General features: G+C 54.7%; 23 protein-coding genes. 15 read left to right on the plus strand and 8 right to left on the minus strand.

What is annotated here, in order from left to right; all coding sequences use genetic code 11:
* Positions 1 to 22: 22 nt before the first annotated feature.
* Positions 23 to 550: a YfiT family bacillithiol transferase gene (locus IAE55_RS17060; protein ID WP_200633320.1), complete on the minus strand. Its 528-nt coding sequence runs from the start codon at positions 548 to 550 to the stop codon at positions 23 to 25.
* Between the two features lie 122 nt (positions 551 to 672).
* Entirely contained in the window at positions 673 to 936 is a 264-nt protein-coding gene (locus tag IAE55_RS17065; protein WP_200633321.1) for a YolD-like family protein, read from the minus strand.
* A gap of 104 nt (positions 937 to 1,040) precedes the next feature.
* On the opposite strand from IAE55_RS17065, the gene IAE55_RS17070 reads away from it, so the two are divergent.
* On the plus strand, positions 1,041 to 1,709 hold the full coding sequence (locus IAE55_RS17070; protein WP_200633322.1) for an HD domain-containing protein: 669 nt from the start codon (positions 1,041 to 1,043) through the stop codon (positions 1,707 to 1,709).
* A gap of 7 nt (positions 1,710 to 1,716) precedes the next feature.
* On the opposite strand, the gene IAE55_RS17075 is transcribed toward IAE55_RS17070, so the two are convergent.
* Entirely contained in the window at positions 1,717 to 2,454 is a 738-nt protein-coding gene (locus IAE55_RS17075) for a polysaccharide deacetylase family protein (RefSeq protein WP_145021597.1), read from the minus strand.
* A gap of 172 nt (positions 2,455 to 2,626) precedes the next feature.
* Here IAE55_RS17075 and IAE55_RS17080 point away from each other — a divergent pair, with 172 nt between their 5' ends.
* The 8 genes from IAE55_RS17080 (at position 2,627) to nagE (ending at position 11,161) form a co-directional block, all read left to right on the plus strand.
* Entirely contained in the window at positions 2,627 to 3,463 is an 837-nt protein-coding gene (locus tag IAE55_RS17080; RefSeq protein ID WP_200633323.1) for a sensor histidine kinase, read from the plus strand.
* On the plus strand, positions 3,460 to 4,137 hold the full coding sequence (locus IAE55_RS17085) for a response regulator (RefSeq protein WP_200633324.1): 678 nt from the start codon (positions 3,460 to 3,462) through the stop codon (positions 4,135 to 4,137). Before IAE55_RS17080 ends, IAE55_RS17085 begins: the two co-directional genes overlap by 4 nt.
* A gap of 127 nt (positions 4,138 to 4,264) precedes the next feature.
* Entirely contained in the window at positions 4,265 to 6,049 is a 1,785-nt protein-coding gene (locus IAE55_RS17090; RefSeq protein WP_234489615.1) for a spore germination protein, read from the plus strand.
* A gap of 66 nt (positions 6,050 to 6,115) precedes the next feature.
* A complete protein-coding gene (locus tag IAE55_RS17095) occupies positions 6,116 to 7,333 on the plus strand; it encodes a Ger(x)C family spore germination protein (protein ID WP_200633325.1) in 1,218 nt (405 codons plus the stop codon).
* 10 nt (positions 7,334 to 7,343) lie between these two features.
* Positions 7,344 to 7,598: a hypothetical protein gene (locus IAE55_RS17100; RefSeq protein ID WP_145021590.1), complete on the plus strand. Its 255-nt coding sequence runs from the start codon at positions 7,344 to 7,346 to the stop codon at positions 7,596 to 7,598.
* Complete coding sequence (locus tag IAE55_RS17105) at positions 7,591 to 8,760, plus strand: GerAB/ArcD/ProY family transporter (protein ID WP_200633326.1); 1,170 nt, start codon at positions 7,591 to 7,593, stop codon at positions 8,758 to 8,760. The genes IAE55_RS17100 and IAE55_RS17105 overlap by 8 nt, the downstream gene beginning before the upstream one ends.
* A 407-nt stretch (positions 8,761 to 9,167) precedes the next feature.
* Entirely contained in the window at positions 9,168 to 9,662 is a 495-nt protein-coding gene (locus IAE55_RS17110) for a PTS sugar transporter subunit IIA (protein ID WP_145021585.1), read from the plus strand.
* 32 nt (positions 9,663 to 9,694) lie between these two features.
* Complete coding sequence (nagE, locus tag IAE55_RS17115) at positions 9,695 to 11,161, plus strand: N-acetylglucosamine-specific PTS transporter subunit IIBC (RefSeq protein ID WP_145021583.1); 1,467 nt, start codon at positions 9,695 to 9,697, stop codon at positions 11,159 to 11,161.
* Positions 11,162 to 11,227: 66 nt separating this feature from the next.
* Here nagE and IAE55_RS17120 read toward each other — a convergent pair whose 3' ends face one another.
* From IAE55_RS17120 to IAE55_RS17130, 3 genes are read right to left on the minus strand one after another with little or no spacing between them, the layout of a single operon-like run.
* A complete protein-coding gene (locus IAE55_RS17120; RefSeq protein ID WP_105443516.1) occupies positions 11,228 to 11,653 on the minus strand; it encodes a cytidine deaminase in 426 nt (141 codons plus the stop codon).
* A gap of 60 nt (positions 11,654 to 11,713) precedes the next feature.
* Positions 11,714 to 13,075: a TrkH family potassium uptake protein gene (locus IAE55_RS17125; RefSeq protein ID WP_200633390.1), complete on the minus strand. Its 1,362-nt coding sequence runs from the start codon at positions 13,073 to 13,075 to the stop codon at positions 11,714 to 11,716.
* A gap of 37 nt (positions 13,076 to 13,112) precedes the next feature.
* Entirely contained in the window at positions 13,113 to 14,117 is a 1,005-nt protein-coding gene (locus IAE55_RS17130) for a LacI family DNA-binding transcriptional regulator (RefSeq protein ID WP_076167698.1), read from the minus strand.
* Positions 14,118 to 14,484: 367 nt separating this feature from the next.
* Here IAE55_RS17130 and IAE55_RS17135 point away from each other — a divergent pair, with 367 nt between their 5' ends.
* The 5 genes from IAE55_RS17135 to IAE55_RS17155 all read left to right on the plus strand — a co-directional run bounded on the left by IAE55_RS17135 (position 14,485) and on the right by IAE55_RS17155 (position 21,266).
* A complete protein-coding gene (locus IAE55_RS17135; protein WP_145156857.1) occupies positions 14,485 to 16,275 on the plus strand; it encodes an L-fucose isomerase in 1,791 nt (596 codons plus the stop codon).
* 27 nt (positions 16,276 to 16,302) lie between these two features.
* Positions 16,303 to 17,799 carry a rhamnulokinase gene (locus tag IAE55_RS17140; protein WP_200633327.1) on the plus strand — a complete coding sequence of 499 codons (1,497 nt, stop codon included), beginning with the start codon at positions 16,303 to 16,305 and terminating at the stop codon, positions 17,797 to 17,799.
* A gap of 31 nt (positions 17,800 to 17,830) precedes the next feature.
* Positions 17,831 to 18,499 carry a class II aldolase/adducin family protein gene (locus IAE55_RS17145; RefSeq protein WP_145021565.1) on the plus strand — a complete coding sequence of 223 codons (669 nt, stop codon included), beginning with the start codon at positions 17,831 to 17,833 and terminating at the stop codon, positions 18,497 to 18,499.
* A 400-nt stretch (positions 18,500 to 18,899) separates the two neighbouring features.
* Complete coding sequence (locus IAE55_RS17150; protein WP_200633391.1) at positions 18,900 to 20,624, plus strand: proline--tRNA ligase; 1,725 nt, start codon at positions 18,900 to 18,902, stop codon at positions 20,622 to 20,624.
* 78 nt (positions 20,625 to 20,702) lie between these two features.
* Entirely contained in the window at positions 20,703 to 21,266 is a 564-nt protein-coding gene (locus tag IAE55_RS17155) for a GNAT family N-acetyltransferase (protein WP_145156859.1), read from the plus strand.
* Positions 21,267 to 21,356: 90 nt separating this feature from the next.
* Here IAE55_RS17155 and IAE55_RS17160 read toward each other — a convergent pair whose 3' ends face one another.
* Complete coding sequence (locus tag IAE55_RS17160; protein ID WP_145156860.1) at positions 21,357 to 22,103, minus strand: hypothetical protein; 747 nt, start codon at positions 22,101 to 22,103, stop codon at positions 21,357 to 21,359.
* A 311-nt stretch (positions 22,104 to 22,414) separates the two neighbouring features.
* Complete coding sequence (locus IAE55_RS17165) at positions 22,415 to 22,984, minus strand: GNAT family N-acetyltransferase (RefSeq protein WP_145156861.1); 570 nt, start codon at positions 22,982 to 22,984, stop codon at positions 22,415 to 22,417.
* Positions 22,985 to 23,271: 287 nt separating this feature from the next.
* Here IAE55_RS17165 and IAE55_RS17170 point away from each other — a divergent pair, with 287 nt between their 5' ends.
* Entirely contained in the window at positions 23,272 to 24,873 is a 1,602-nt protein-coding gene (locus tag IAE55_RS17170) for an S-layer homology domain-containing protein (protein WP_234489617.1), read from the plus strand.
* Positions 24,874 to 24,920: the final 47 nt, after the last annotated feature.

Genomic DNA, 24,920 nt, shown 5'->3' on the forward strand with positions numbered 1-24,920 from the left:
ACCGAAGAACCTGAATCCCGCCTTACCAGCCCATTCGTTCTTTGAGGGTCGTGATATGCGCAAGATGGTGGTTGCCATGCCAAGCATAAGTGCATAGATGCTCGTTCAAATTGGTTTCTCCGCTCGCGGGATGGGTGTAAGTTCTGAGCCACTGGTCACCGCTCAAGCTTTCCAGAACAAGCACAAAACGGACATGCAGCGCCTCCAGCAGATCCAGGGAAATCTCCGGATCAGGCAGCGCGGAATCTGCAAGTTCAGCCCATAATTGCTCCTCATAAGGTTTTATCACCGGATTATCCTCGGTTAAAGCAAGTTTAAGCCGAATCAGGCTGTTCATGTGGCTGTCTCCGACATGGTGCACGACTTGACGGACGGTCCAGCCGCCCGGCCGATAAGGCGTGTCCAGCTGCTCCTTGGATAATCCGCTGACAGCTTGCCGCAACTTCGAAGGCAGGCTGCGGATTTCGCCGATCAATGCTGTCCGCTCATCTCCGTTCAGTTCTTTTTTCGTTACGCAAAGTCCGATAGGATATTTCAAATCATCGCTCATAGCTAATTCCTCCGTTTGCTCAGTAATATGTATACGGGAAACCGTTGCATTCCAATATGATATAAGCCGGTTTCCCTTGTAACCTTTTCGCTAAGGGTTCCATTCGTTCCTTCAAGCCGGCTTTATGTATGCGCGGAAGCGATCTCGCTGAATTTGATCCACAGCCATTCGTCTTCAGCTCTAAACTTGATCTCTTCCAGATAGGTGTTAATCACGGTGACGAAGCCCCGGATTTCTTGTTCGGGTCCGGTACCGGCAAGGTGCAGTGTTACTTTCAGGTGACGGCGGAGGGATTCCTCCAGCAAGCGGCTGGTCTGTGTCCAAGCAGCCTCTTTCATGGTAGAATTGAAACTCGCCGACGGTTCACAGGTTCGGTTGATCATCATTTCACCTCATTTATTAAAAGAGCTATGCATTGTATTATAGGCGAATATATGTTCGGTTTCAACCGCGATTGTTCAGAAAAATAAAACTGCTTGGAGGAAAGCATATGGAGACCGACCAAATGATTATGGAAGCAAGGGAATACGTGAAGGATCGTTTAAAGTCTGAGCCGTCCGGCCACGACTGGTGGCATATTTACCGGGTGGCGGAGTGGGCGAAGAGGCTGGCGGAGCAGGAAGGGGCCGACCCGGTCGTCTGCGAGCTGGCGGCCCTTTTTCATGACCTGGCCGACGAGAAAATCGTGTCTTCGAAAGAGGAGGGCATGGCAACAATTTCATCTTGGCTCGCAGACCATGGAGCGGATGCCGCGCTCGTGGATCATGTGCTGGAGATCATCGGGACAATGTCTTATGGCGGCGGAGGCGGCAGGCCCATGTCGACTTTGGAGGGGCGCGTCGTGCAGGACGCAGACCGTCTGGACGCCATCGGAGCGATCGGTATTGCCCGCACGTTTGCCTTTGGCGGATCACGGGGAAGACTCATGTATGACCCTGACGAGCCGCCGCGGACCAGCATGACCCAGGAGGAATACCGCAGCCGGCAGGGGACGACGGTGAACCATTTTTACGAGAAGCTGCTGAAGCTGAAAGATCTGATGAATACGCCGGCGGCCCAGCGGGAGGCTGCTTCCCGCCACGCATTTATGGAGCAGTTTCTTGCGCAATTCCAACGTGAATGGCACGGGGAGGAAGCGCCAAAAAAGGGGCGCGATTAAACGCCCCTCAAGGAATGTTGTACTCTACCAGCTCCGATACGGTAACGAAGCGATATCCGCGCTTCTGCAGTTCAGGCAGGATTTGTTTTAACGCGTCGACCGTTTGGGACTTGCCCTCCACGTGGTCGTGCATCAGGACGATGTCGCCGTTGCGCGCGTTGTTCAGCACCTTGTTCACGATCTTGGCGACGCCAGGCCGGTTCCAGTCCCAGGTGTCCTGATGCCAGGACCACATGACGACGAGATAACCCTCCTTCTTGCAAATTTGGATCATACGGTCGTTATAATATCCTCCGGGAGGGCGAAACAGGTAGGTTTTTTTACCGGTAACCTGGTATATGGCTTCCTGGGTTTCCCGCAGCTCCCGCACGATGACCTCCGGTGAGCTCCGGCGGTTAAAATACATATGGTCGAAGGTGTGGTTGGCAAGCTCATGGCCTTCGGCCACCTGCCGCTTGGCCAGCTCCGGGTGCTCCTGAACCTGTTTGCCGACGACAAAAAACGTTGCCTTTGCGTGATACTGCTTCAGCAGGTCGAGAATCTGCGGCGTATCCTCAGGATCCGGCCCGTCATCGAAGGTCAGTGCTATAATCTTTTCCCGGTTCGGAATCTCCCAGATGACGTCTCCCCTTTGTTCATAGTACTCTCTGCCTTGGTTTACGGGAGAAGCCCCCGCCGCCGGAGCAGCCGTCATCGAAATCGTCAAAAGCAGCATGGATAGCGTTGCATAAAGCCTTGTGCGCATAAGGTCCTCCCGGTTGTTCGTTGTCGATGCTTCCATCCAAACGTCCAAACAAAGACAAGTTCGCTTCGTAGTATGTGACACGAACCGTTCTAACATACGCCGGGCGGGCCGTGATACAATAGAGACAAGTTTGAATATGCCGGGAGTGCCCGGGGAAGGTGCGGATCAAGGCATGTCCTATAAACAAATCAAATCGATGATATTGATTATTCCTACACTGGCCGTAGGGATATGGGAATATGCGAGGCATGCGTTTCTGATGCCTTATATATCGATGAAGGTGGGGAATTTTCTTACGCCGGTGTTTCTGTTCTTTATCAGCATGACCCTGCTCAGCATGCTGTTCCGGAGGCTGGAACAGGTGCAGGAGGAGCTGAACCGGGAGCGGGCGGAAAAAGCAGCCCTGGAAGAACGGGATCTGCTTGCCAGGGAACTGCATGACGGCATCGCGCAGTCCCTGTTTCTGCTGTCGGTCAAGATGGACAGGGCGGAGTCGCGCGGCCGGGGAGCCCGGGAATCGGCGGACTTCCAGGAGCTGCGCAAATCGGTTCATGAGGTGAACCGGTACGTACGGCAGGCGATCGCCAATCTTCGCTATCCAGAATCGCCGGAGAAGCGGGAATATCAGGCTTCGATGCGTTCAAGGATCGAACATACAGCCAAGGAAACGCTGATCCAGCCCTGGATCGAATGGTCCATTCCGGATGCGGCCTTGAGCGCCAAGGAAAAAGTGGAGCTTCTGGCCTGCATCCGGGAAGCGCTGCTGAACATTCACAAGCATGCCCATGCCACCAAGGTGACGATCAAAGGTACGCTGGACGGCCGGGGCTGGACGGTTTTCGTCGATGACAACGGGCGGGGGATTCATACCGATCCATTTCATTTGAAGGACCGGTACGGCCTTCGGATCATGAAGGAGCGCGCCGAGGAGCTTGGCTGGAAAATGCTGATTCTGCCGATGCAGCGGGGAAGCCGGGTGGAGATCAGAAAGGAGGCCCATAACCATTGAATACGTTCAGAGTGCTGGTTGCCGATGACTCCGCTTATGCGCGCGAAGCGGTGACCGAAATCCTGTCAGCTGACCCGGCGTTTGAAGTGGTCGGCATGGCCCACAGCGGCGAGGAAGCCGTAAGTATGACCGAGTTATTGATGCCCGACCTGATCCTGATGGACATCCAAATGCAGGGCATTGGCGGGTTGGAGGCTACAAGGCAGATCAAGCTGCAGTATCCTTACGTCAAAATCGTTATGATCACGGTGTCGGACGATGTGACGCATTTGTTCGAGGCGTTAAAGCAGGGAGCGCAGGGCTATCTGCTCAAAAATTTATCCCCGTCGACATGGCTTGAGTATTTACGGGGCATCATGAGCGACGAAGCGCCGCTCAGCCGGGAACTTGCCACGCAAATTTTAAGGGAATTTCCGCTTGCCCCCAAGAGTCCGGAGCATCATGAGACGTTGACCGCGCGGGAGCGCGAAATTTTAAATTGGGTGGCTTCGGGGCTTACCAACAAGGAAATTGCCGCCGAGCTCAAGATTTCTGACCAGACGGTTAAAAACCACCTGAAAAACATATTGCAGAAGCTTCATTTGGAGAACCGGGTTCAGCTGACGCGTTATGCCTTGGAGAAAGGCTTAGTAAGCCGGCGGCAGGGTCTGTTCCAGAAATTGAAAAAAGAGTAGTTACCGTTTTTAAGCAGCGCAGGGTGTAAACCCTGCGTTTTTTTGTGCTTGCATGGAGACCGACTTGGATGAAATTACCCTGACTTGGAAAGTATAAGCATCATAAATAGACAAGGTGGAGACCCGGATGGTTGGCAAAAAGAAATCCCGCAATGCTTCAACACAACAGCAGCCTTCAAACCGGGCTGGGAAGAACGGCTCACCGTATCAGGAATCCGTGGGGACGGATCCGGCAGAGCTGTACCCGGACAGGCTGTACCGTGATTTGAAAAGTAATCTGGACCGGCTAAACAAGGACATGGGCGGCAGCAGCGACCTGGTCATCCGCGAAATTGTTGCCCGGAATTTAGGCCGGAAAGTCGCCTTTGTTTATATCGGCGGACTCGTAGACACGACATCGGTCTCGGAGTTTGCGATCCAATCCGTCTTAAATGAGATCAAGCAGTTCGCTTCGGAAGCGGAGCTTGAAGAGTCGATGGAACGGGAACAGAATGCCGGGGAAGGAATAGAAGGCGAAGACCCGGAAAAGGGCAGGATTAGAGAAGATATCAATGAGAATGAGCCGGGTGCAGCGCCGGAAGAGGACGAGAGATTTTTGCGTCTGTTCAAGGAGAAGGCGCTAGCCATCGGCGAAATCTACGAAATCTCCGAGTGGAGTAAGCTGTATATTCATCTGATGTCCGGGGATACGATTCTTTTTATTGACCGGATTGGCATTGCGGTTATCGCCAGCACCAAAGGGGGAGAACGGCGGAGCGTCAGCGAGCCGGAGTCCCAGACGGTCATCCGCGGCCCGCGGGAAGGCTTTACGGAATCGATTCGCACCAACACGGCGCTGCTCAGAAGGAAGATCAAAAGTCCGAATCTGTGGCTGGAAGAAATGCAGCTGGGAAGAGTCACGCAGACCGACGTAGGCATTATGTATATTCACGGCATCGTGGACGAAAAAAATGTGGATGAGGTCCGGAAGCGTCTCTCGGTCATTGATATCGACGGTGTCCTGGAGTCAGGGTATATTGAGGAGCTCATCGAAAATACGAACAAGACGATTTTTCCTACCATCTATCACAGTGAACGTCCTGATGTGATCGCCGCCAGCCTTCTGGAAGGCCGCATTGCTATCTTGGTGGATGGAACCCCATTTGTGCTGCTCCTTCCGACTACCTTCAACATGTTTTTCCAGGCCTCTGAGGATTACTACAACCGGTTTGATGTTGGCAGTTTGATCCGGGTCCTGCGCTTCTCCTCGTTCCTTATTGGCCTGCTGCTTCCTTCTTTTTATGTGGCGATCATCGGATTTCACCAGGAAATGATTCCGACCTCTTGGCTGCTGAAGCTGGCGGTACAGCGGGAGGGAGTTCCTTTTCCCGCCTTTGTCGAAGCCTTTATTATGGAAACGGTATTTGAAGTTTTGCGGGAAGCCGGCGTGCGGATGCCCCGGTCGGTCGGGAACACCATTTCGATCGTCGGTGGTCTGGTTCTGGGGCAGGCTGCGGTCGAAGCGGGGATCGTATCCCCTGTCGTCGTCATCGTCGTGTCGCTGACGGCCATTGCGAGTTTCGTGTCCCCGGCTTATAACATCGGAATTGCCGCACGGATTCTCCGTTTTATTATGCTGATCGCGGCATCGCTATTCGGCATTTACGGGATTGCCTGTACGCTGCTTATGATGGTACTGCATTTGTGCAGCCTAAAGTCCCTAAACGTGCCTTATATGACGCCCTATTCGCCGATTATTCTTTCTGAGCTGAAGGATTCAATGATCCGGGCGCCTCTGGATCATATGAAGAAACGGCCAAAGCTGATCAGCAGAAATGATCCGGTCCGGTTCCGGGAAGGCACGATGGGCAATCAACAGGCGGACAGGGACGAGAATGAGCCGCATCAAACGCAGGATCCGAACGAAGTATAACCGGATGTCATGTGAAATTCAAAAAACTGTATTCGAGATTCAGTTATGAAGGGAGAGAGCGATGATATGTTTCAACGAATCTGTCATATCACTTTATGTCTGATGCTCTTGCTGCCCCTGTCAGGCTGCTGGGATATCAAGTTTTTGGACCAGCTCTCCATCGTTTTGGGCATGGGGCTGGACGTAGATCCGGACAATCCGGATAACATTCTCGTGTCTCTGCAGGTTGTGGTGCCAAGCCAGGCTTCGGAGAGCAGTCCGGGAGGCGGAGGGGGCACCAGCGGAATTCCGGTGACGAAATATATCGGAAGGGGCAAGACTATACTGGACGCATTGCAGAATATGGACAATGTCGCGCCGCGCCGCTTTTACTTCGCCCACAACCAAATGATGATTATTGGTGAGGATCTGGCGAAGAAAGGGGTTGATGGCTTATTCGATTTAATTGACCGGGACCCGGAGATCCGGATCGATTTTTCTTTGCTTGTCGCGAAACACGGACCAGCGGCCCAAGTATTGGAAACCTTGACCAATATGGAAAAATTACCGGTCAAGCAGATGTACAAAACGCTAGAAAGCTACAACAAGCGGGCGAGCGCAGCCTATCCCGTTAGTATGAAGGATTTTATTCTTAAATTGAATGACCCCGGGGAAATGGCCGTTACCGGGAGCGTTGAATTCATCGGTGATTCGGAAAAGGCGGGAACTAAGGAAAATGTCGAGAAGATTTCGCCTGACGGCTATTTGCGAATCGGAAATATGGCCGTGTTCAAAAATGGGAAGCTAACGGGTTATTTAAACCCATTCGATTCCAAGGGGCTTGCCATCATCAAAAATAAAGTGCAGCGGCTTGTCGTGCCGATTCCCGTTGAGAAAGGAGAGGTACATATCGCGGTCCTGCACAGTAAGGCTTCGGTGAAAGCCCGGTTCAGCCATGGAAAGCCGGAAGTCGTTGTTCGGATCAAACAAAGGGCGAACGTGTTTGACGTGGACAGCCGCAAAATCAGGGTAGACAAAAAGGAAACGATCAGCTGGCTGGAAAAAGAAGCCGAGCAGCAGGTCATCAAGATGGTGAACGGCACCATTTCGACCCTTCAGCTTGAACTGGACAGCGATGCGCTGGGTTACGGGAACCTGGTATATAAGGCCAGTCCTTCATACTGGAAGGCTCATAAGAAAGAATGGGAAACGCTATTCCCTGAAATCCGAACGGTCGTAAGTAGCGACGTGGAGATCTATTCGACGGGAGTACGCAATCAATCCTATCTGCAAAATATGAAGTGAGGTGTTTTTCGTGGGTCCCGATTATATCATTACTGCAGCAATCTTTGTGGCTGTGATCCTGAATTTTATTGCGCTCCGCCGGCAGGCGTCCAAAAAGGATCTATGGAGTTCGACGACAATCTTGCTGTTCGGAGGGTTTCTGTATATGTTGCTGGTCACAGACATCCCCCTGCCGTCTTTCGTGATCGTGATGAGCCATGTTTTCGGGCCTCTCGCCAAGCCAGTCATGAATTGGGTGACGGAGGGCAGGGTGATCCATGGATAAGGGTAAAATTTCGGCTCAACAGTTTGCTTTGATGATGTATTTGTATATTATCGGCACGGCCGCGCTCGTTCAGCCGCATACGCTTGTGTCCATTGCTGGACAAGACGCCTGGTTCAGCGTCATTATCGTCGGAATCATTCAGCTTGGTCTCATCACGCTCTATATGAAACTTGGCTTTCGGTATCCGCAGCAGACGATTATCCAGTACGGCCGCTTACTGACGGGAAAGTGGTTCGGATCAGCTATAGCCGTTGTATACATGTTCTATTTTTTGATTTTGACTGCATATGTGATACGGAACATCGGTAATTTTATCGGCTCGGTTGTGCTCCCCCAAACGCCATTGATTGTTAATATGGTAGTGATCTTGATCCCCGCGATTTACGGCTGCTTTTTAGGGATTGAAGTTATTGGAAGAACAGGGGAAATTTTGTTTCCGTGGGCGATGTCTGTTTTTATTATTACAGCGCTGCTCTTGATTCCTAAAATGCATCCTGGAGAGTTGTTTCCGATGTTTCCTGAAGGGATAATGCCGTCGATTAAGGCAGGTTACCCACTGCTGGGGTTTCCCTCGCTAGAAATCGTTATCTGTCTCATGCTGATCCCGTTTGTACAAAACCAGCAAAAAATAAAAAAATATTTTTATATCACCAGCGTGGGTACCCTGGTTTCAGGTACACTGCTCAGCTTGATCACGATCATGGTGCTTGGCGTGGACATGACGGCCCGATCCCCTTATGCTGTCTATGACGTGGCACGTGAGATCCGGGTTGAGCGGGTGCTTGAACGTGCAGAGGTCATTGTGGGTATTATTTGGCTGATTACATCGTTCATGAAGCTTCTGATCTGCTTCTACGGTACCGTGATTGCAACCGTGCAGTGCTTTGATGTGATTAGCTACAAGAACTTGGTGATTCCCTTTTCCTTTTTGCTGCTGCCATTGTCCCTTTGGGTTCTTCGCAACACGGCGGAGCTGGAATGGTCTGGAATCGTCTACCCGATGATGGCGGTGTTCCCGGGGTTCGTTATACCCGCAGTGCTGCTGATCGTAGGGAATTTTCGCAGCCGTAATAAGCAAGGTTCGGAGACGCAGCCACAGCCACAGCCGCCTTCGCAGCCGCAGTCACAGCCGCATTTACAACCACAATCACAGCCTGAGTAACATTTCAGAGTAAGAGCTTATCGACCAGGATACAAAATTGAATAGATTGGCTATTGACGTATCGCTGTATCTTGTTTTAATATAGGCACATAAGTGAATACTTGAAATTGGCGTGTTACCTTAACATTGGGCATGAGCCAAGAATCGATTCCTGCGTGGAGTCTATTCTTGGCTTTTTTTGTTGGTCTTTTGGGGAGGAGTGTGTGGCATTGAAGGGAGCTCCCAACGTTTTGAAATCGCTTCCGTTTCAAAGGTTGTGCTCTCAGGCAGCTTCCAACCGCAAGCATATACCAGGTTCCCACATAGTTCATCTGTTCCTGGACATAATGGAAAAGATCCTTTTTTCATAGCCCGGATGATGACAACCGATCGGAGATTCACGCAGATTTCGTCAAGGAGGAATATTCATGTTTTCAAAATGGAAATCCAAAAAACAGCAAACACTAGAGATTACGTCCCCGCTTACAGGTACGGCTGTACCGCTTGATCAGGTCCCGGATGAAGCTTTTGCAGGCGGACATATGGGCAAAGGGCTCGCCATTGAGCCTGCCGACGGCAAGCTGATCGCTCCGTTTGACGGCGTCGTGGCTCACGTGATCAAGTCCAAGCATGCGGTCATTGTAGAGCATGAGAACGGCCTGCAGTTCCTGTTTCATATCGGCATTAACACAGTAGGGCTGAAAGGCAGCGGATTTACAAGCCATGTCAACACGGGAGACAAGGTGAAGGCGGGACAAACGCTGATCGAATTCGACATCGAGGCGATTCGCACGGCAGGTCTGCCGACCGTCACGCCAGTCATTATCACGAACAGCGAAGACAAAGTGGAGCAGATGGAAACGAAGCTGGGGGCCGTAACCGCCGGACAGACCGAAATCCTGAGCGTTACGCTTAAATCCTAAAGCTACTTTCGACGAGAAAGGGATGACAGAACATGCTAGCATTTCTGCAAAAAATCGGGAAGTCGCTGATGCTTCCGGTGGCGACGCTGCCGGCGGCGGCGATTCTGATGCGTTTTGGCAACATCGACTATATTAAGGACTTCCACCTGGGCAACCAGGTGGGATGGTTCCTGAACCACTACATTGCACCGTTTCTGGATGCCGGCGGATCGACGATCTTCGATAACCTGCCGCTCATCTTTGCCGTCGGGGTGGCTATCGGATTGACGGGTGACGCTGTCGCTGCGCTCTCTGCCGTCATCGGCCACATTATTCTCTTAAAGGTGCTGGTTAAAGTACCGCTTGCGTTTACGACCGTTATGGATAAAGGCGCAGAGCTTAACACAGGGGTTCTCGGAGGCATCATCGTCGGTCTGATTTCCGCCTTTTTATACAACCGTTTTCATAAAATCAAGCTGCCGGACTGGCTCGGATTTTTCGGCGGCAAACGCTTTGTGCCGATTATTACGTCCGTCACGATGGTATTCGTCGGCATCGTTCTCGGCCTCATCTGGGGGCCTGTCCAGGACGTGCTGGATACGTTCGGCCGCTGGATCGTCAGCCTCGGAGGAATCGGCAGTGCGGTATATTTGATCGCAAACCGACTGCTCGTTCCGTTCGGCCTGCACCATATTATCAACTCGATCGTCTGGTTCCAGATCGGGGATTATACCGACGCGGCAGGTAAGGTCGTTCACGGCGACCTGTACCGGTTCTTTGCGGGGGATAAATCCGCGGGCATGTTCATGACCGGTTTCTTCCCGATTATGATGTTCGGCCTGCCGGCAGCGGCGCTCGCCATTATCCATACCGCCAAGAAGGAGAAGCGCAAGGCGGTGGCCTCGATCTTTATCGGTGCCGCAGTCGCTTCATTCCTGACAGGGATTACGGAACCGCTTGAATTTGCATTCATGTTCGTCGCTCCTGTACTATATGGTATACATGCAGTGCTGGCGGGGGTGGCCGGTTACGTGATGTATGCGCTGGGCGTGAAGCTCGGCTTCGGATTCTCGGCCGGTTTTATCGACTATGCGCTCAACTATCCGCTGTCCACCAAGCCGCTGCTGCTCATTCCGGTAGGTCTGGTCTTCGCGGTCGTGTACTACGTCCTGTTCCGGGTGCTGATCGTGAAGCTCAACCTGAAAACGCCGGGTCGGGAGGATGATGTTCAGGTGGCGGACGAAGCAATAGAAGGCGGCGCAGCAGATGCGGGCGTTGCGGCATCGGACAGCAAGGCAGCCAGAGTGCTCGCAAATATCGGGGGCACGGACAACATCGAAAGTATCGATGCATGCATTACCCGTCTGCGTCTTGTCGTCAAAGACGAGTCGGTCGTCAACGATCAAGGACTGAAGCAGCTCGGCGCTTCCGGCGTCATGCGGCTCGGCAAAGGCGCCGTCCAGGTGGTGTTCGGACCGCAGTCCGAGGTGCTGAAGGATGAAATCCAGAAGCTGATGTAATGACGTCGGCGGTATGACAAAGAGGCTCCCCATGAAGGGGAGCCTCTTTTGGCATTCGGCAGTGCATCAGGACGTCGTCCATTTTTCTTTCAGATCGTCATAAGCAGTGCTCCAGTGATACGGCTGAATTTCCGCCAACGTTTTGAAGACGAGCTCGCTGCCCGGGATCGTGACGGCGCATTTCACGTCTGGTCCCCAATAAAACAAGCGCTCCTGGCAGATCCCGCAAGGGGAGAGTACTTTGTATGGCGACATCTCGTCATCCCGTGCCAAGCAGATCGAATGCGTTACTTTCTTGTTCAGCTTGTGAGCTTCCAATATAGCCCCCGTCTCCATACATAGATGAGTGGAGTCGTTGATGACTTCGGGAGCCACGCTGGTGAGGATTGTTCCGTCTATAAGCCGGACAGCTGCAGCGCCGCCCCAGCCTGTCGGATACCTTTTCCTAATAAGTTCAATAACTTCATCATACATTTGTTGCTCAATACTCATATCGACAGCCTCATCTCAAAAAAATTGCAATCCCCGCATAAGCTGAGACCCACAACGGGTTTAACCGATAATGATTTTCCCTTCCGGATGATTGTACGGCTCCTTCTTGTTGTCCCGGGTCAGCGCGTACGCAAGGGTAAGCGGACCCAATCGGCCCAGGTACATCAGGCAGATCACCCATACCTTACCGAAGGGGCCGAGCTCGGTGGTCAGTCCCATGGAGATGCCTGTCGTGCCGAAGGCCGAAGCCGATTCAAACAGGATTGACATAAAATCATGGTCTTCCGTCACCGACAGCAGCATGGCAAACAGGATGATCAGCAGAATGGACAGGAGCGTCAGCGTGATGGCTTTGTACACCACGTCCTTGGCGATCCGTTTGCGGAACAGGACGACATCCTCACGGCCGCGGATCATCGCATGCACGGCACCGAGGAGCAGCACAAACGTCGTAATCTTGATGCCGCCGCCGGTCGAGCCGGGCGCCGCGCCGATGAACATCAACAGGATCATGAAGAACTGCGTTGACTGGTGAAGGCCGCCGATATCGACCGTATTGACACCGCCGGAACGGGTCGTCACCGATTGGAACAGCGAAGCCCAAATCTTGCCGCCGGTACTAAGCGGACCCAACGTACGCGGATTGTTGACCTCCATCAGGAAAATGACGAGGCCGCCGACAAAGACAAGCACCGCGGTCGCGCTGAGCACAACCTTGCTGTGCAGTGAGATTTTGCGGACCTTCGGGTATTCCAGCAGGTCTGACAACACGATAAAGCCGATCCCGCCCAGAAAAATAAGTGCCATCAGGACGATATTCATATACGGATCGCTCACGAAGGAGGCCATACCGCTGAACGGTCCCTGCACGCTTCCCATCAAATCGAATCCGGCGTTGTTAAACAGCGAGATGCTGTGATAGACACCGAAATAGACCGCCTTGCCCAGCGGCAAGGAAAGGGAGAAGACATAATGGACCGCAAGCAGCAGTGCCCCTACTACTTCGATCAGCAGGGAATACAGAATAACCTTCTTGACCAGCCGGACTACGCCGTCGATGGTGCCGTGGTTCAGCGCTTCCTGCAAAACCAGCCGCTCTCTCAGCGAAATCCGCTTGTTCAGCACGAGCGCGATCAGCGTCGCCATCGTCATGAAGCCGATGCCGCCGACTTGGACCAATAGCAGAATGACGGTTTGTCCGAACACGGAAAAAGCCGTTCCCGTGTCGACGACCGTAAGGCCGGTCACGCAGGCGGCTGAAGTTGCCGTGAACAGCGCGTTCAGGGGCCCGATCGAGATGCCGGTAGCCGACGCTGCCGGCAGCGACAGAAGCAGGGTTCCGGCAGCGATCATAATCAGAAACCCGAACACCAGAATTTTAGGGGGCGTCAGCAGCCGTTTGGACCAATGCCCCCGGGTCATGCTTTTTTGTAAAATGAAACTCACCTCTTGCTGTGACTTAGATAGGTTTGGCAGACGAGCGGATCACCAGCTCCGACGGCAAAATCACCTTGCGGGACTCTGGAACGGAGCTGCCCCGAATCCGCTCCACCAGCAGCTGGATGCCCATGGCGCCAAACTGGTAAGCCGGCTGTGCCGCCACCGTTAGAAACGGGTCCAGTGCCGACGAGAGATCAAGATCGTCAAAGCAAACGACGGAAATGTCCTCCGGCACCCGGATGCCGCGCTCGCGCAGATCCCGGATGACACCGACCGCCAATACGTTGTTGGCCGCAAAAATCGCGGTCGGAGGAGAAGGCTGCTCGAGCAGCTGCTCCAGATGATCATCCGCATGGTAATCGCGGTAGTTCTGGTGGATGATAAGCGTCTCATCCAACGGGATGCCCTGAAGGGCCAACGCCTCCGCGTATCCCTCATAACGGAGCCGGGCCGTGGAGACGTCCAGGGAACCGTTGACAAGCGCGATGCGGCGATGGCCCAGCCCGATCAGGTAATCGACAAGCTTCCGGGCGCCTTCCTTGCTGTCCCCGCAGATCATATCCGACTCGATTCCGGGCACCGCCCGGTCCATAATGACGAACGGGATGTTGTGAGCCCGCAACTTCTCGAGATTTTTCAGCGACAGGTCCCCGGCCGGAGCAAACAGCACGCCATCGACCCGCGTGGACAGGATCATGTCGACATAATCCTTTTCCTTCGCGTAATCCTCGTCGCTGTTGCCGAACAGAAGGCGGTAGCCGTACTGTTTGGCACCGTCTTCGGCACCGCGGGCCAGGCTCGTATAGAACGGGTTGGTGATGTCCGTGATGAGCAGGGACAGAATTTGGGTCTGCTGCAGGACAAGGCTCCGGGCATTTGAATTCGGTATGTAATTAAGCTCTTCCATCACTTTTTTGACTTTGCGGCGTGTCTCCTCACTGATCCGCCCGGTGTTGTTGATGACCTTGGAGACCGTCATGGCCGAGACGTTGGCCTTTTGCGCTATATCGTAAATCGTTACCAATGTAAACCCCTCTTTGCTGTATATTCTATCAGAACCGCCCGGATAAAAGAAAATACGGATTGACAGTAATCGCTTTCATTGTTATTTTAAAGTTACCGATAACTCATTATACATTTTTTTGAGCATTTGACCCAGCATCAATGCAGCAGATCCAATTCAAGCAATCATGCAAGGCGTTTTGTACCTGGAGCTTAGGACGATCTAAAGAGCGGACGAGGCAGCGGGACCGGCATGTAATGCATGCCGATTGACGTTTTTCATAGGAACGACGGATTGGAAGGCTGTATATTTTTTTATTTTAGGGTTACCGGTAACCCCAATCGTAAGCAATGAAAAATCATAAGAAGAGCTGAGGAGGAAACAAACGATGTCCAACCAGAACGAAAGATGGAAGCACGGGTTCCCCAAGATCGGCATCCGGCCGACGATCGACGGCAGACGGAAGGGGGTTCGGGAGTCCCTGGAGGATATGACCATGAATCTGGCGAAGTCGGTCGCTGCTTTTCTGGGCGAACAGCTTCGTTACCCTGACGGCTCCCCGGTAGAATGTGTCATTGCCGACACCTGCATCGGAGGCGTGGCAGAAGCGGCGGCTTGCGCCGACAAATTTGCCAAAGCCGGCGTAGGCGTATCCATCACCGTGACGCCGTGCTGGTGCTACGGAACGGAAACGATGGACATGGATCCTTCGATTCCGAAGGCGGTATGGGGATTCAACGGTACGGAAAGACCGGGAGCGGTCTATTTGGCCGCCGTATTGTCTGCCCATGCGCAGAAAGGACTTCCAGCGTTCGGCATCTACGGCCGGGACGTGCAGGATCTGAACGATCCATCGATTCCTGCCGACGTGCAGGAGAAGCTGCTGCGTTTTGCCAGAGCCGGTCTGGCCGCTGCAACGATGAAGGGCAAATCCTACCTGGCCATCGGCTCGGTGTCGATGGGCATCGCAGGCTCGATGATCGATCCGGACTTCTTCCAGGAATATTTGGGCATGCGCAACGAGTACGTGGATATGTCGGAAATTACGCGACGGATCGAAGAGGAAATTTACGATCCGGAAGAGTTCACGCTGGCCATGGCTTGGGTGAAGGAGAACTGCAACGAGGGGCCGGACAACAACCCTGAAGCGATCCGGACTTCGCGCGAGAAGAAGGATAAGGACTGGGAGACGGTTGTCAAAATGACGCAGATCGTTCGCGACCTGATGGTGGGCAATCCGCGTCTGGCGGAGCTTGGCTTTGAAGAAGAGGCCATGGGCCATCACGCGATCGTGTCCGGCTTCCAGGGACAGCGGCAGTGGACGGACCACTTCCCGAACGGTGACTTCCATGAAGCGATTCTGAATTCCTCGTTCGACTGGAACGGCATCCGGGCTCCTTATTTGGTGGCCACCGAAAATGACAGCCTGAACGGCGTATCGATGCTGTTCGGCTACCTGCTGACCAATACCGCCCAAATCTTTGCCGACGTCCGTACATACTGGAGTCCCGATGCGGTGAAGCGGGTGACCGGTCATGAGCTCGGCGGAGCCGCGGCGAACGGCCTCTTGCATTTGATTAACTCCGGACCGGCGGCGCTGGATGGTACCGGGGAGCAGATGAAGGACGGCAAGCCTGCCTTGAAGCCGTTCTGGGAAATTACGCAGGAGGACGCGGACAACTGCCTTAAAGCCACGTCCTGGCGCCCGGCGGCAGTGGAATATTTCCGCGGGGGCGGCTTCTCGTCCGACTTCTTGACGCGCGGCGGCATGCCGGTAACGATGTCCAGGCTGAACCTGGTCAAAGGGCTTGGTCCTGTCCTGCAAATTGCCGAAGGATATACGGTCGATCTGCCCGAGGAAGTGCATGACAAGCTGGATCAGCGGACCGACCCGACGTGGCCGACCACCTGGTTTGCCCCGAACCTGACGGGCGAGGGAGCGTTCAAAGACGTGTATTCCGTGATGGATCACTGGGGAGCCAACCACGGTGCGATCAGCTACGGCCATATCGGCGCGGACCTGATCACACTGGCTTCGATCCTGCGCATTCCGGTGAGCATGCACAACGTTTCGGAAGAGCAGGTATTCCGTCCGAGAGCCTGGGGGCTGTTCGGAACAAGCGATCCGGAGGGAGCGGACTTCCGGGCCTGCCAAAACTTCGGACCGCTGTACAAGTAAGCATTTTCTACGGGTGAGGTGAGGCTAATGGGTTCGCAATCCTTACACATGCTGGCGGTGGATTTCGGGGCAAGCAGCGGACGCGCCGTGACGGGTGCATTCAATGGCCGAACGCTGACCGTAAGCGAGGTGCATCGTTTCAATAACGAACCGGTTCGCCTCGGGGACCATTTCCACTGGGATTTTCTGCGGCTGTTCCATGAGCTGAAGCAGGGCATTCACGCTTCCCGGCGGATGGCGGGCGGTGCCCCGGTATCGGTGGCGGTGGACACCTGGGGCGTTGATTACGGCTTGGTGGATGCCAAGGGGAGACTGGCCGGCAACCCTTATCATTATCGGGACCTGCGGACAGAACAGGTCATGCCGGAAGTGTTCTCAGCGATTCCGGAAAAAGAATTGTTCCGGCTGACCGGCATCCGCTCCTCCTCGATCAACACGATTTATCAGCTGTATGCTGAGGAGAAGGTCCGCTCCGGCTATGGAGCGGACGGGCTAAAAATGCTGATGATGCCGGATCTGTTCCATTACTATTTATCTGGCGTCATGGCCAATGAATATACGATCGCGAGCACGAGCGGACTGCTCGATCCGCGCAGCCGTACATGGCATAGCGGCATTTTGAACACGCTGTCCATTCCGGGATCGCTGTTCTCGGAGATCGTGATGCCGGGAACGATGCTGGGACAGCTGCGGCAGGACATCCGCGAGGAGCTGCAGGTGCCGGACATGGCGGTAATCGCCGCGGCGGGTCACGATACGGCGGCCGCGGTGGCGTCCGTTCCGGCCGGGACTGCCCCGTATGCCTTCATCAGCTCCGGGACCTGGTCGCTGATGGGCATCGAGCTCGATCAGCCGGCGCTCAGCGACTACAGTCGGGACAGCCTCTTCAGCAATGAAGGGGGAGCGGGCGGCAAAATCCGGCTGCTCAAGAACATCATGGGGCTGTGGCTGCTGCAGGAGTGCCGGCGCACGTGGGCGCTGGAAGGCACGCCGCTCACGTACGACGAGCTGACTGAGCTGGCGCTGTCAGCGCCGGAGAACGGCAGCTATATCGACGCTGCCGACGCCGTCTTCCTGCCGCTGGGCGGCATGCCGCAGCGGATCCGGGAATACTGCCGGGACAGCGGGCAGAAGGTGCCGGAGTCCCGCGCGGCCATCGTCCGCTGCATTGTCGAAAGCCTGGCGCTTCAATACCGCCAAACGCTGGACGAAATCGAGAAGCTCGCCGGAGAGCGGATGGAGCATATTCATATCGTCGGCGGCGGCATCCAGAACCGGCTGCTGTGCCAACTGACGGCGAACGTCACCGGCCGTCCGGTGATTGCCGGACCGGTGGAAGCCACGGCCATCGGCAATCTGATGATGCAGGCGCTGGCGCACGGCGAAGTGAAAAACCTTGCCGAGATCCGGCAGGTCGTTCTTGAATCCTTTCCGCCGGAAACCTACCTGCCGGAGGATGCGGCGATGTGGGAGGAACGCTATCAGCAGTACGTGAAGCTTTTTAAACGTCAAGAGACGGTATAAGTACAACCTCTATAAAGGAGAGTGGAGAGAAATGACTGTGCAGCTTGAACAGCAAGTCAGGGAAGAGTTGACCCGGTACGCCAGGAAAACGGTAGCCAAAGGGCTGGTAGTGGGACCGGGCGGGAACATCAGCGCGAAAGCGGGTAACATCATGCTGCTGTCTCCGAGCGGGTTTGCACTCGAAGACATTGAGCCGGAGCAGTGGATCCGGGTGGAGATCGACTCCGGCAAAGTGCTGGATCAAGAGGTGCGGCCGTCATCAGAGGTACTGATGCATCTGTTTGCCTACCGGGTCAATCCGGATATCCAGGCGATCGTGCATACCCATCCGGCCCACTGCATCGCATTGACGCTGGTCTCGAAGGAGCTGCCGATGCTGTTCCCGGACCAGGCCGCGCTAGTCGGCGACATCGCCTTTGTGCCCTACGTGCTGCCGACGACCGATCTGCTGGCTAATGCGGTCGCGGAGAAAGTTGGGGATCACAACTCGATTTTGCTCGAAAATCATGGACTCGTGACGACCGGGAAAAATCTGCGCGAAGCGTACTACCGGACCGAAGTGGTGGAGGAAAGCGCGAAGGTATACCTCGCCGCGAAGGCGGTGGGCGAGCCGAAAGTGCTGACCGACGCCGAGTACAAAGAGATCCAGTCGCTCGAAAGCGAAGCCTACCGGGTGCAGCTCCTGCAGAAAATGAAGTGATATCCGGCTCTTGACATCGGTCTTGGTCATCCTGTAAAGTATGGAAAAAACAAACCATGGTTTGTCAAATTTCCAAAGCGATGATCAAGAGCAACAGTTCATGAGAACCGGCGTTTTCCAGAGAAGAAACCCCTGGCTGAAAGGTTTCCGCGCACGGAAATGAGCTTCCCGTCTTGTAGCTGCCGTGATGAAAGAATCTGCAGGTTCGAGTATTCATGGCCGGGTGATCCCGTTATATTGCCAATTAAGGACTGCCGTACATGCGGCGGTTGAATACAGGGTGGTACCACGAACACATTCGTCCCTTCAGGACGGATGTGTTTTTTTTGTTTGAGTTTGTCACGAATATGTGCTGCATTAAAAGATACGAGGAGGCTGATCGGCGATGAGCCGTTATATTATCAAGCAAACGTCCCTGCTGATTCCAACGCTGCGCGAGGCTCCTGCCGAAGCGGAAGCGCGAAGCCACCAGCTGCTGCTCCGGGCGGGCTTTATCCGGCAGCTGGCTGCGGGAATTTACAGCTACCTGCCGCTTGGCTGGCGCGTGCTGCGCCGGATCGAGACAATCGTCCGTGAAGAAATGGACCAGGCCGGGTTCCAGGAGCTGCACCTGCCGGCCATGCAGCCGACCGAGCTGTGGGAGCGCTCTGGACGGTACGGTGCCTATGGGGCGGAGCTGATCCGCCTGCAGGACAGGCATGAGCGCGAGTTTGTGCTCGGACCGACGCATGAGGAGGTCATCACGGCGCTTGCCGCGAGTGAGGTGAATACGTACCGCAAGCTCCCGCTTCGCCTGTACCAAATCCAGACGAAGTTCCGGGATGAGCGGCGTCCGCGTTTCGGATTGCTCCGGGGGCGCGAGTTCCTGATGAAAGATGCGTATTCGTTTGACCGCAGCTGGGAGGAGCTGGACCGGACTTATCAAGCGGTCCGGGATGCTTACCGCCGCATCTTCACCCGCTGCGGCCTGAAGTTCAGCATGGTGGAAGCGGAGGCGGGAGCCATCGGCGGTGAAGGGGAAACGCATGAGTTCATGGCCCCCGCGGAAATCGGCGAGGATACGATCTTCAGCTGCCTGGCCTGCGGGTATGCGGCCAATCTGGAGAAGGCCGCTGCTGCTGCTGAAGAACGTTCGGCGGATGAAGCGGAACGGCAAGCTCCCGCCATCGAAAAAGTCGCCACGCCGAATACAAGGACGATCGAGGAAGTGAGCGCCTTCCTTGGGGTGCCTTCATCACATATTTTGAAGACGATGATTTATAGGGCTGACGATAAGCCAGTCGCTGCCGTCGTACGGGGAGATCATGAAGTCAACGAGAATAAGCTGGCCGCAGCGATTGGGTGCGTGACGCTTGAACTCGCCGACTCGCAGGAGGTGCTGAAGGTGACGGGAGCGCCTCACGGTTATGCTGGGCCTGTCGGCCTTGATATCCCTGTATATTTGGACCGCGATGCCGTGCTGCACGGCGGCGCGGTAGCCGGAGCGGGAGAGGAACATGCGCACGTGCGGAACGTGGTGCCGTTCCGGGATTTTCAGCCGGCGCATATTGGCGATTACCGCAGTGTACAGGAGGGGGACCGCTGTCCGAACTGCGGAGAGACGCTGCATTTTGCCAAAGGCATCGAAGTAGGCCACGTCTTCAAACTGGGCACCAAATACAGCAGCGTCCTCGATGCCGGATATACGGACGAAGCCGGCAAGGAGCAGACGATGATCATGGGCTGTTATGGCATCGGCGTTTCCCGCCTCCTTTCGGCAGTGGCCGAGCAATCGCCCGCGGAACAAGGGATGTGCTGGCCGCTCGGCATTGCCCCGTATTCTGTGCATCTGATTCCCGTCTCCGCCCAGGATCCGGATCAGGCGGCGGTTGTGGAGCAGATTGCCACGGAGCTTGCACGGCAGGGCGTGGAATGCCTCGTCGATGACCGGGAGGAGCGACCGGGCGTGAAGTTCAAGGATGCCGACTTGATCGGCCTGCCGCTTCGCATTGTTGTAGGCAAACGGGCCGGGGAAGGCATCGTCGAGTGGACAGACCGCAGGGCCGGTGGTCGGACTGAGGTAGCGTGGCAGGAGGCTGCGCGGCTGGCTGCGGAAATTTGTTCCGCGTCGTGGGAAACTCTATAATAGAAGGGATTGTGCCTGACACGGGAATGGGATTCCCTGGGCAGACCAACGCAATGTATTGCTATGATGGAGGAAGCTATGACAATCAGACCCGCAAAACGAGAAGACGCGCATCATGCCGCCCGGCTGCTGTACGATGCGCTGCATGATGTTGCGCATCAATTAACCGGAGAGGACAGCGAGGAGGCCGTGCTGGCCGCGCTTGAAGCCTATTTTGCCGCCGAGGAAGGCCGCCTTAGCTACAAGCAGACGCTTGTGAAAGAACTGGATGAACGGCCTGTAGGCCTTGTGGTGGCATACGGAGGCGACCAGGCAGCGGAGCTGGACCGGCCCATCCTTGCAAGGCTGCGATCCATGAAGCAGAACCCGGATTTGCAGCTGGATAAGGAAGCGGACCTCGACGAATATTACATCGACACGCTTTCGGTCTCGCCCGAGTATGGCGGACGGGGGATCGGCACGTCCCTGATTCGTGCAGCCGAGGAACGGGCAAGTGCATACGGACACGCTAAAATCGCCATGGCGGTTGTAACGGATAACACGAAGGCCCATTCGCTGTACCTGAAGCTCGGATACCAGACTGACAAAAATATTATGATTAACGGTCATGTGTATTATCATATGGTCAAGCATTTGGGCTGAAGGCAGCCCGCGAAAAATGAACAGAAAAAGGACAGCCGGCGGGCTGTCCTTTGCTGCATTTATATACTGGCTGCGGTCATTTCTGGCCCATCAAGCCTTCGTTTCCCGGATCGGTTCAAAAATCGCCGCCTGCCGCTTGCCGATCTTGAAATGCTGAAGCCGCTTATAACGGGCGTGCCCCAGCTTTTGGCTTTTGTCCGCGATCATCGCGACGACCGCACTTTCGCTGCTGAGCAGCGGATAGATATGCTCGAATAAAGCGGACACCGGGTCGGCGTCGCCGCTTTCCCAGCTGACGAGATCCCCGTAAGGAAGGTCGGTCAGCACCAGATGAATCGGTTGATCGACGTGATCCAGGTGATGCGGCTCCGTAATATTGTCCTGAAAAACGACGCTTGCGTCCAAAGTCAGGCCCGAGACTGCAGACTCAAGCCGGGCCAAGCTCTCCAGCGCTTCCTTATGCGAAGGTTTGCCGTAGTTTTCGTACAGCTCCCGCAGCTGAAGCTCCCGTTCGCTGAGCCCCTGCTTCGTCAGGAGCGCCAAATTTTTGCCCGCGACGGACAGGGCGTTCGGATCGACATCCGAGGCATACATCCGCCGGACCCTAGATCCGTGAAGAAGACCGGTTATGGTCAGCAGGTAGGCTCCGCCGCAGCAGGGATCGTAAAGGGTATAAGGGCCGGAAATTCCCCGCTCCTCCAGGATGCCGAAGCACCGCTGGACGATTTCGCTTCCGAGCCGCACCGGGAAGGAGGTCACGCCGGGGGCATTATATAATACCCTGCCGCTGGCGTAGTCCTCGTAGCTACCCGCTTTTGTTTCATACAAGTATTCCATATCGTTTACCTTTCAGCCGTTGGTGTGTTTGCGTTTTTTATGAGATCAGAAAGTATAGTAGTTCTTTCTATAGAACTGGTAACATTGTAGCACGGGAAGGGTCTCCGCCCAAACAGCCACACAAAAGAGGCGCGAAAAAGTCTCACGAAAGCCCCCGAGAGCTTCACGAATCCCTCCCGAATGCCTCATGACTGCCTCATGACTGCCTCACAAATACCTTGCGAAACTCTATGGATAACCTTATTCAGAACCTTCCCAAGGACTCAAGTTCGACCGGCAAATCACAAGCCTTCCTTTTAAGATAGCTCTCGCTATTCCGACACCCGTTCGAGGCCCGGCCATTCTTCCGCCGTCACGGCAAGCAGAACATGATCCTCCCACACGCCGTTGATTTGCAAATACCGCTCCGCAAGGCCTTCCCGGCGGAAGCCTGCTTTTTCCAGCACGCGCAGCGACCGCAGGTTCCGCGGCATGACGCCGGCCTGCACCCGGTGCAGCCCGAGGCTTCGAAACGCATGGTCCACGCTCATGCGGACGGCCGCGGTCATATAACCTTTTCCGTTCTGATCCTGGGCCATAAAGTAGCCGATGTTGGCGTTTTGAAATACCCCCCGCGCAAATGCCGTCAAGGCAACCCGGCCGATCAGCCGGTCCGATTCCTTTAAAAAGATGCCTAGTACACAAGCCTGGTCCAGCTCAGCGCCCGTGATGCCGTTCCACACGTCCTTGACCTGTCCTTCCAGCGTCCAGAACGACTCGGGACGAATCGGTTCGAAGGGCTGAAGAAAGTCGCGGTTATTTCGGCGCAGCGTAAAAAGCGCCTCTGCATCCTCTTCCACCAGCTCTCTTAAATAAATGGCCTCATGCTGATCCAGCAGCATTACAACCCCTCCTTAAAAATAATATCGGTCGATGTCATTCCAACTATATTTCCGGCCGCTACATATCGGCAATCTGGATGCCTGCTTACAGTAATATAAGTCTAATTTCCAGGCCTGTCCATGGCAAATGCTGTCGTTTTTTTCCCGTTTTCATCCCGCTTGTTTTGATATTTTTTATACCATATCTACCAATATTTAGCGATCAAATCGTCCGCATCTTTTTGATAGGATAAGAGTAAGCATTCTATGAAAGAAAATCTATTCTATGAAAAGTGAGGCACCCTCCCTTGATTAAACCGCAAAAGTTAGTAACCTTATTTGCAGCATTCATGCTGGCCGCAAGCACTGGACCGGTATATGCCGCATCCGGCAGCTCGAGTCTGCCTTTTCATGACATTTCGGGGAGCTTCGCCCGGGATGAAATCGTCGACCTCGTTCACGAGGGCGTTGTTGAAGGAACGGGAGGGGGAGCGTTTGAACCGCGCAAAACGGTGACGCGTGCCGAGTTTACCGCCATGACGGACCGATTGCTTAAATTGAAGGAAGTGGACGGGGACATCCCGGCTTTTAGTGATGTTCCGCGCACATCCTGGTATTACGGCTGGGTGCAGGCCGGACTGAACCTTGGCATCGTTCAGGGGAAAAGCGCCAGCACCTTTGAGCCGAAGGCGAATATTACCCGTGAGGAAGCCGCAGTCCTGATCGTTCGCGCGCTGAAAAAAGAACCCGCAGCGGTCAGCGCTGGGCAGCTGCCGTATCAGGATGCCGCGAGCATTTCCTCATGGGCGCGCCCTTATATCAAAGCCGCGGCTGCATTAGGCCTGATGGAAGGAGCGGACGGAAAATTCCGCCCCAAAGCCAACATGACCCGCGAAGAAACCGCGGCCGTGCTTGACCGCGTGCTGCAAATTTCGTCATGGGATCAGGCGATCCATTCCACGCCGGCGTCCTCTCTGCAGGTCGGATGGCAGAACGGATTGACCATATCCCAGTTTATCGCCAAGGTGAAGGCATCCAACGTCAACACGATCGTACCCCGATGGTTTTTTCTGGAGGAGGGGACCGGCTCCTTGTCCAACCACGTGGACGCCAGCCTGCTGAACTGGGCGAAGCAGAATCATAAAAAAGTGTGGGCGCTCCTCGGCAATCACTCGGATCCCGAGCTGACGGACGATATTTTGACCGATCCTGCGAAAAAAAGCAGCGTGATCAAGCAGCTGACCGCTTATGTTAAATCGTACGGGCTGAGCGGCGTCAACGTCGATTTTGAAAATGTCAGCCCTCAGGACCGCGAAGCGCTGACGGCGTTCGTGACGGAGCTGGACCAAAGCCTGCGTACCGTGGGCGGCGTCGTATCGATCGACGTGTCGCCGGACCTCGGAACCGACTGGACGGAAGCCTTTGATTACAAGGCGCTGGGACAGGCGGCGGATTATATCATTCTGATGGGTTACGATGAGCATTGGGGCGGCGACCCGATCGCCGGGTCCGTATCTTCTTACGCTTGGGTGGAAAGCGCGCTGGACAAGCTTCTTCGCTCCGTGCCATCGTCCAAGACGATCCTGGCCCTGCCATTCTATACCCGGGACTGGACGCTGAAAGAAGGAGGAGCCACTTCGGAAGAATTGAACCTGGCACAGCAGGGCGTCCGCACGCGTTCCGTGGCCTATAACCGCAGCTGGGACGACAGTCTAGGGCAATACGTTTTCAAATATCAAAAACAGGGATATACCCATAAAATATGGATTGAGGACAGCCGGTCCATCACGAAAAAATATGTCATGGCAGCTGACCGGGGAGTAGCCGGTTACGCTTTCTGGTATATGGGGGCGGAGACGCCTGACGTATGGACGGCGATGTCCAATGCGGAAAGGTATGCTTCCTACTAATCATAAGCAGTAAAATAAGTGGAGTCTGATCTGGGATAGATCAGGCT

Origin of the sequence: Paenibacillus sp. S28 (assembly GCF_016624415.1) — a bacterium.
Taxonomy (GTDB): domain Bacteria; phylum Bacillota; class Bacilli; order Paenibacillales; family Paenibacillaceae; genus Paenibacillus_AQ; species Paenibacillus_AQ favisporus.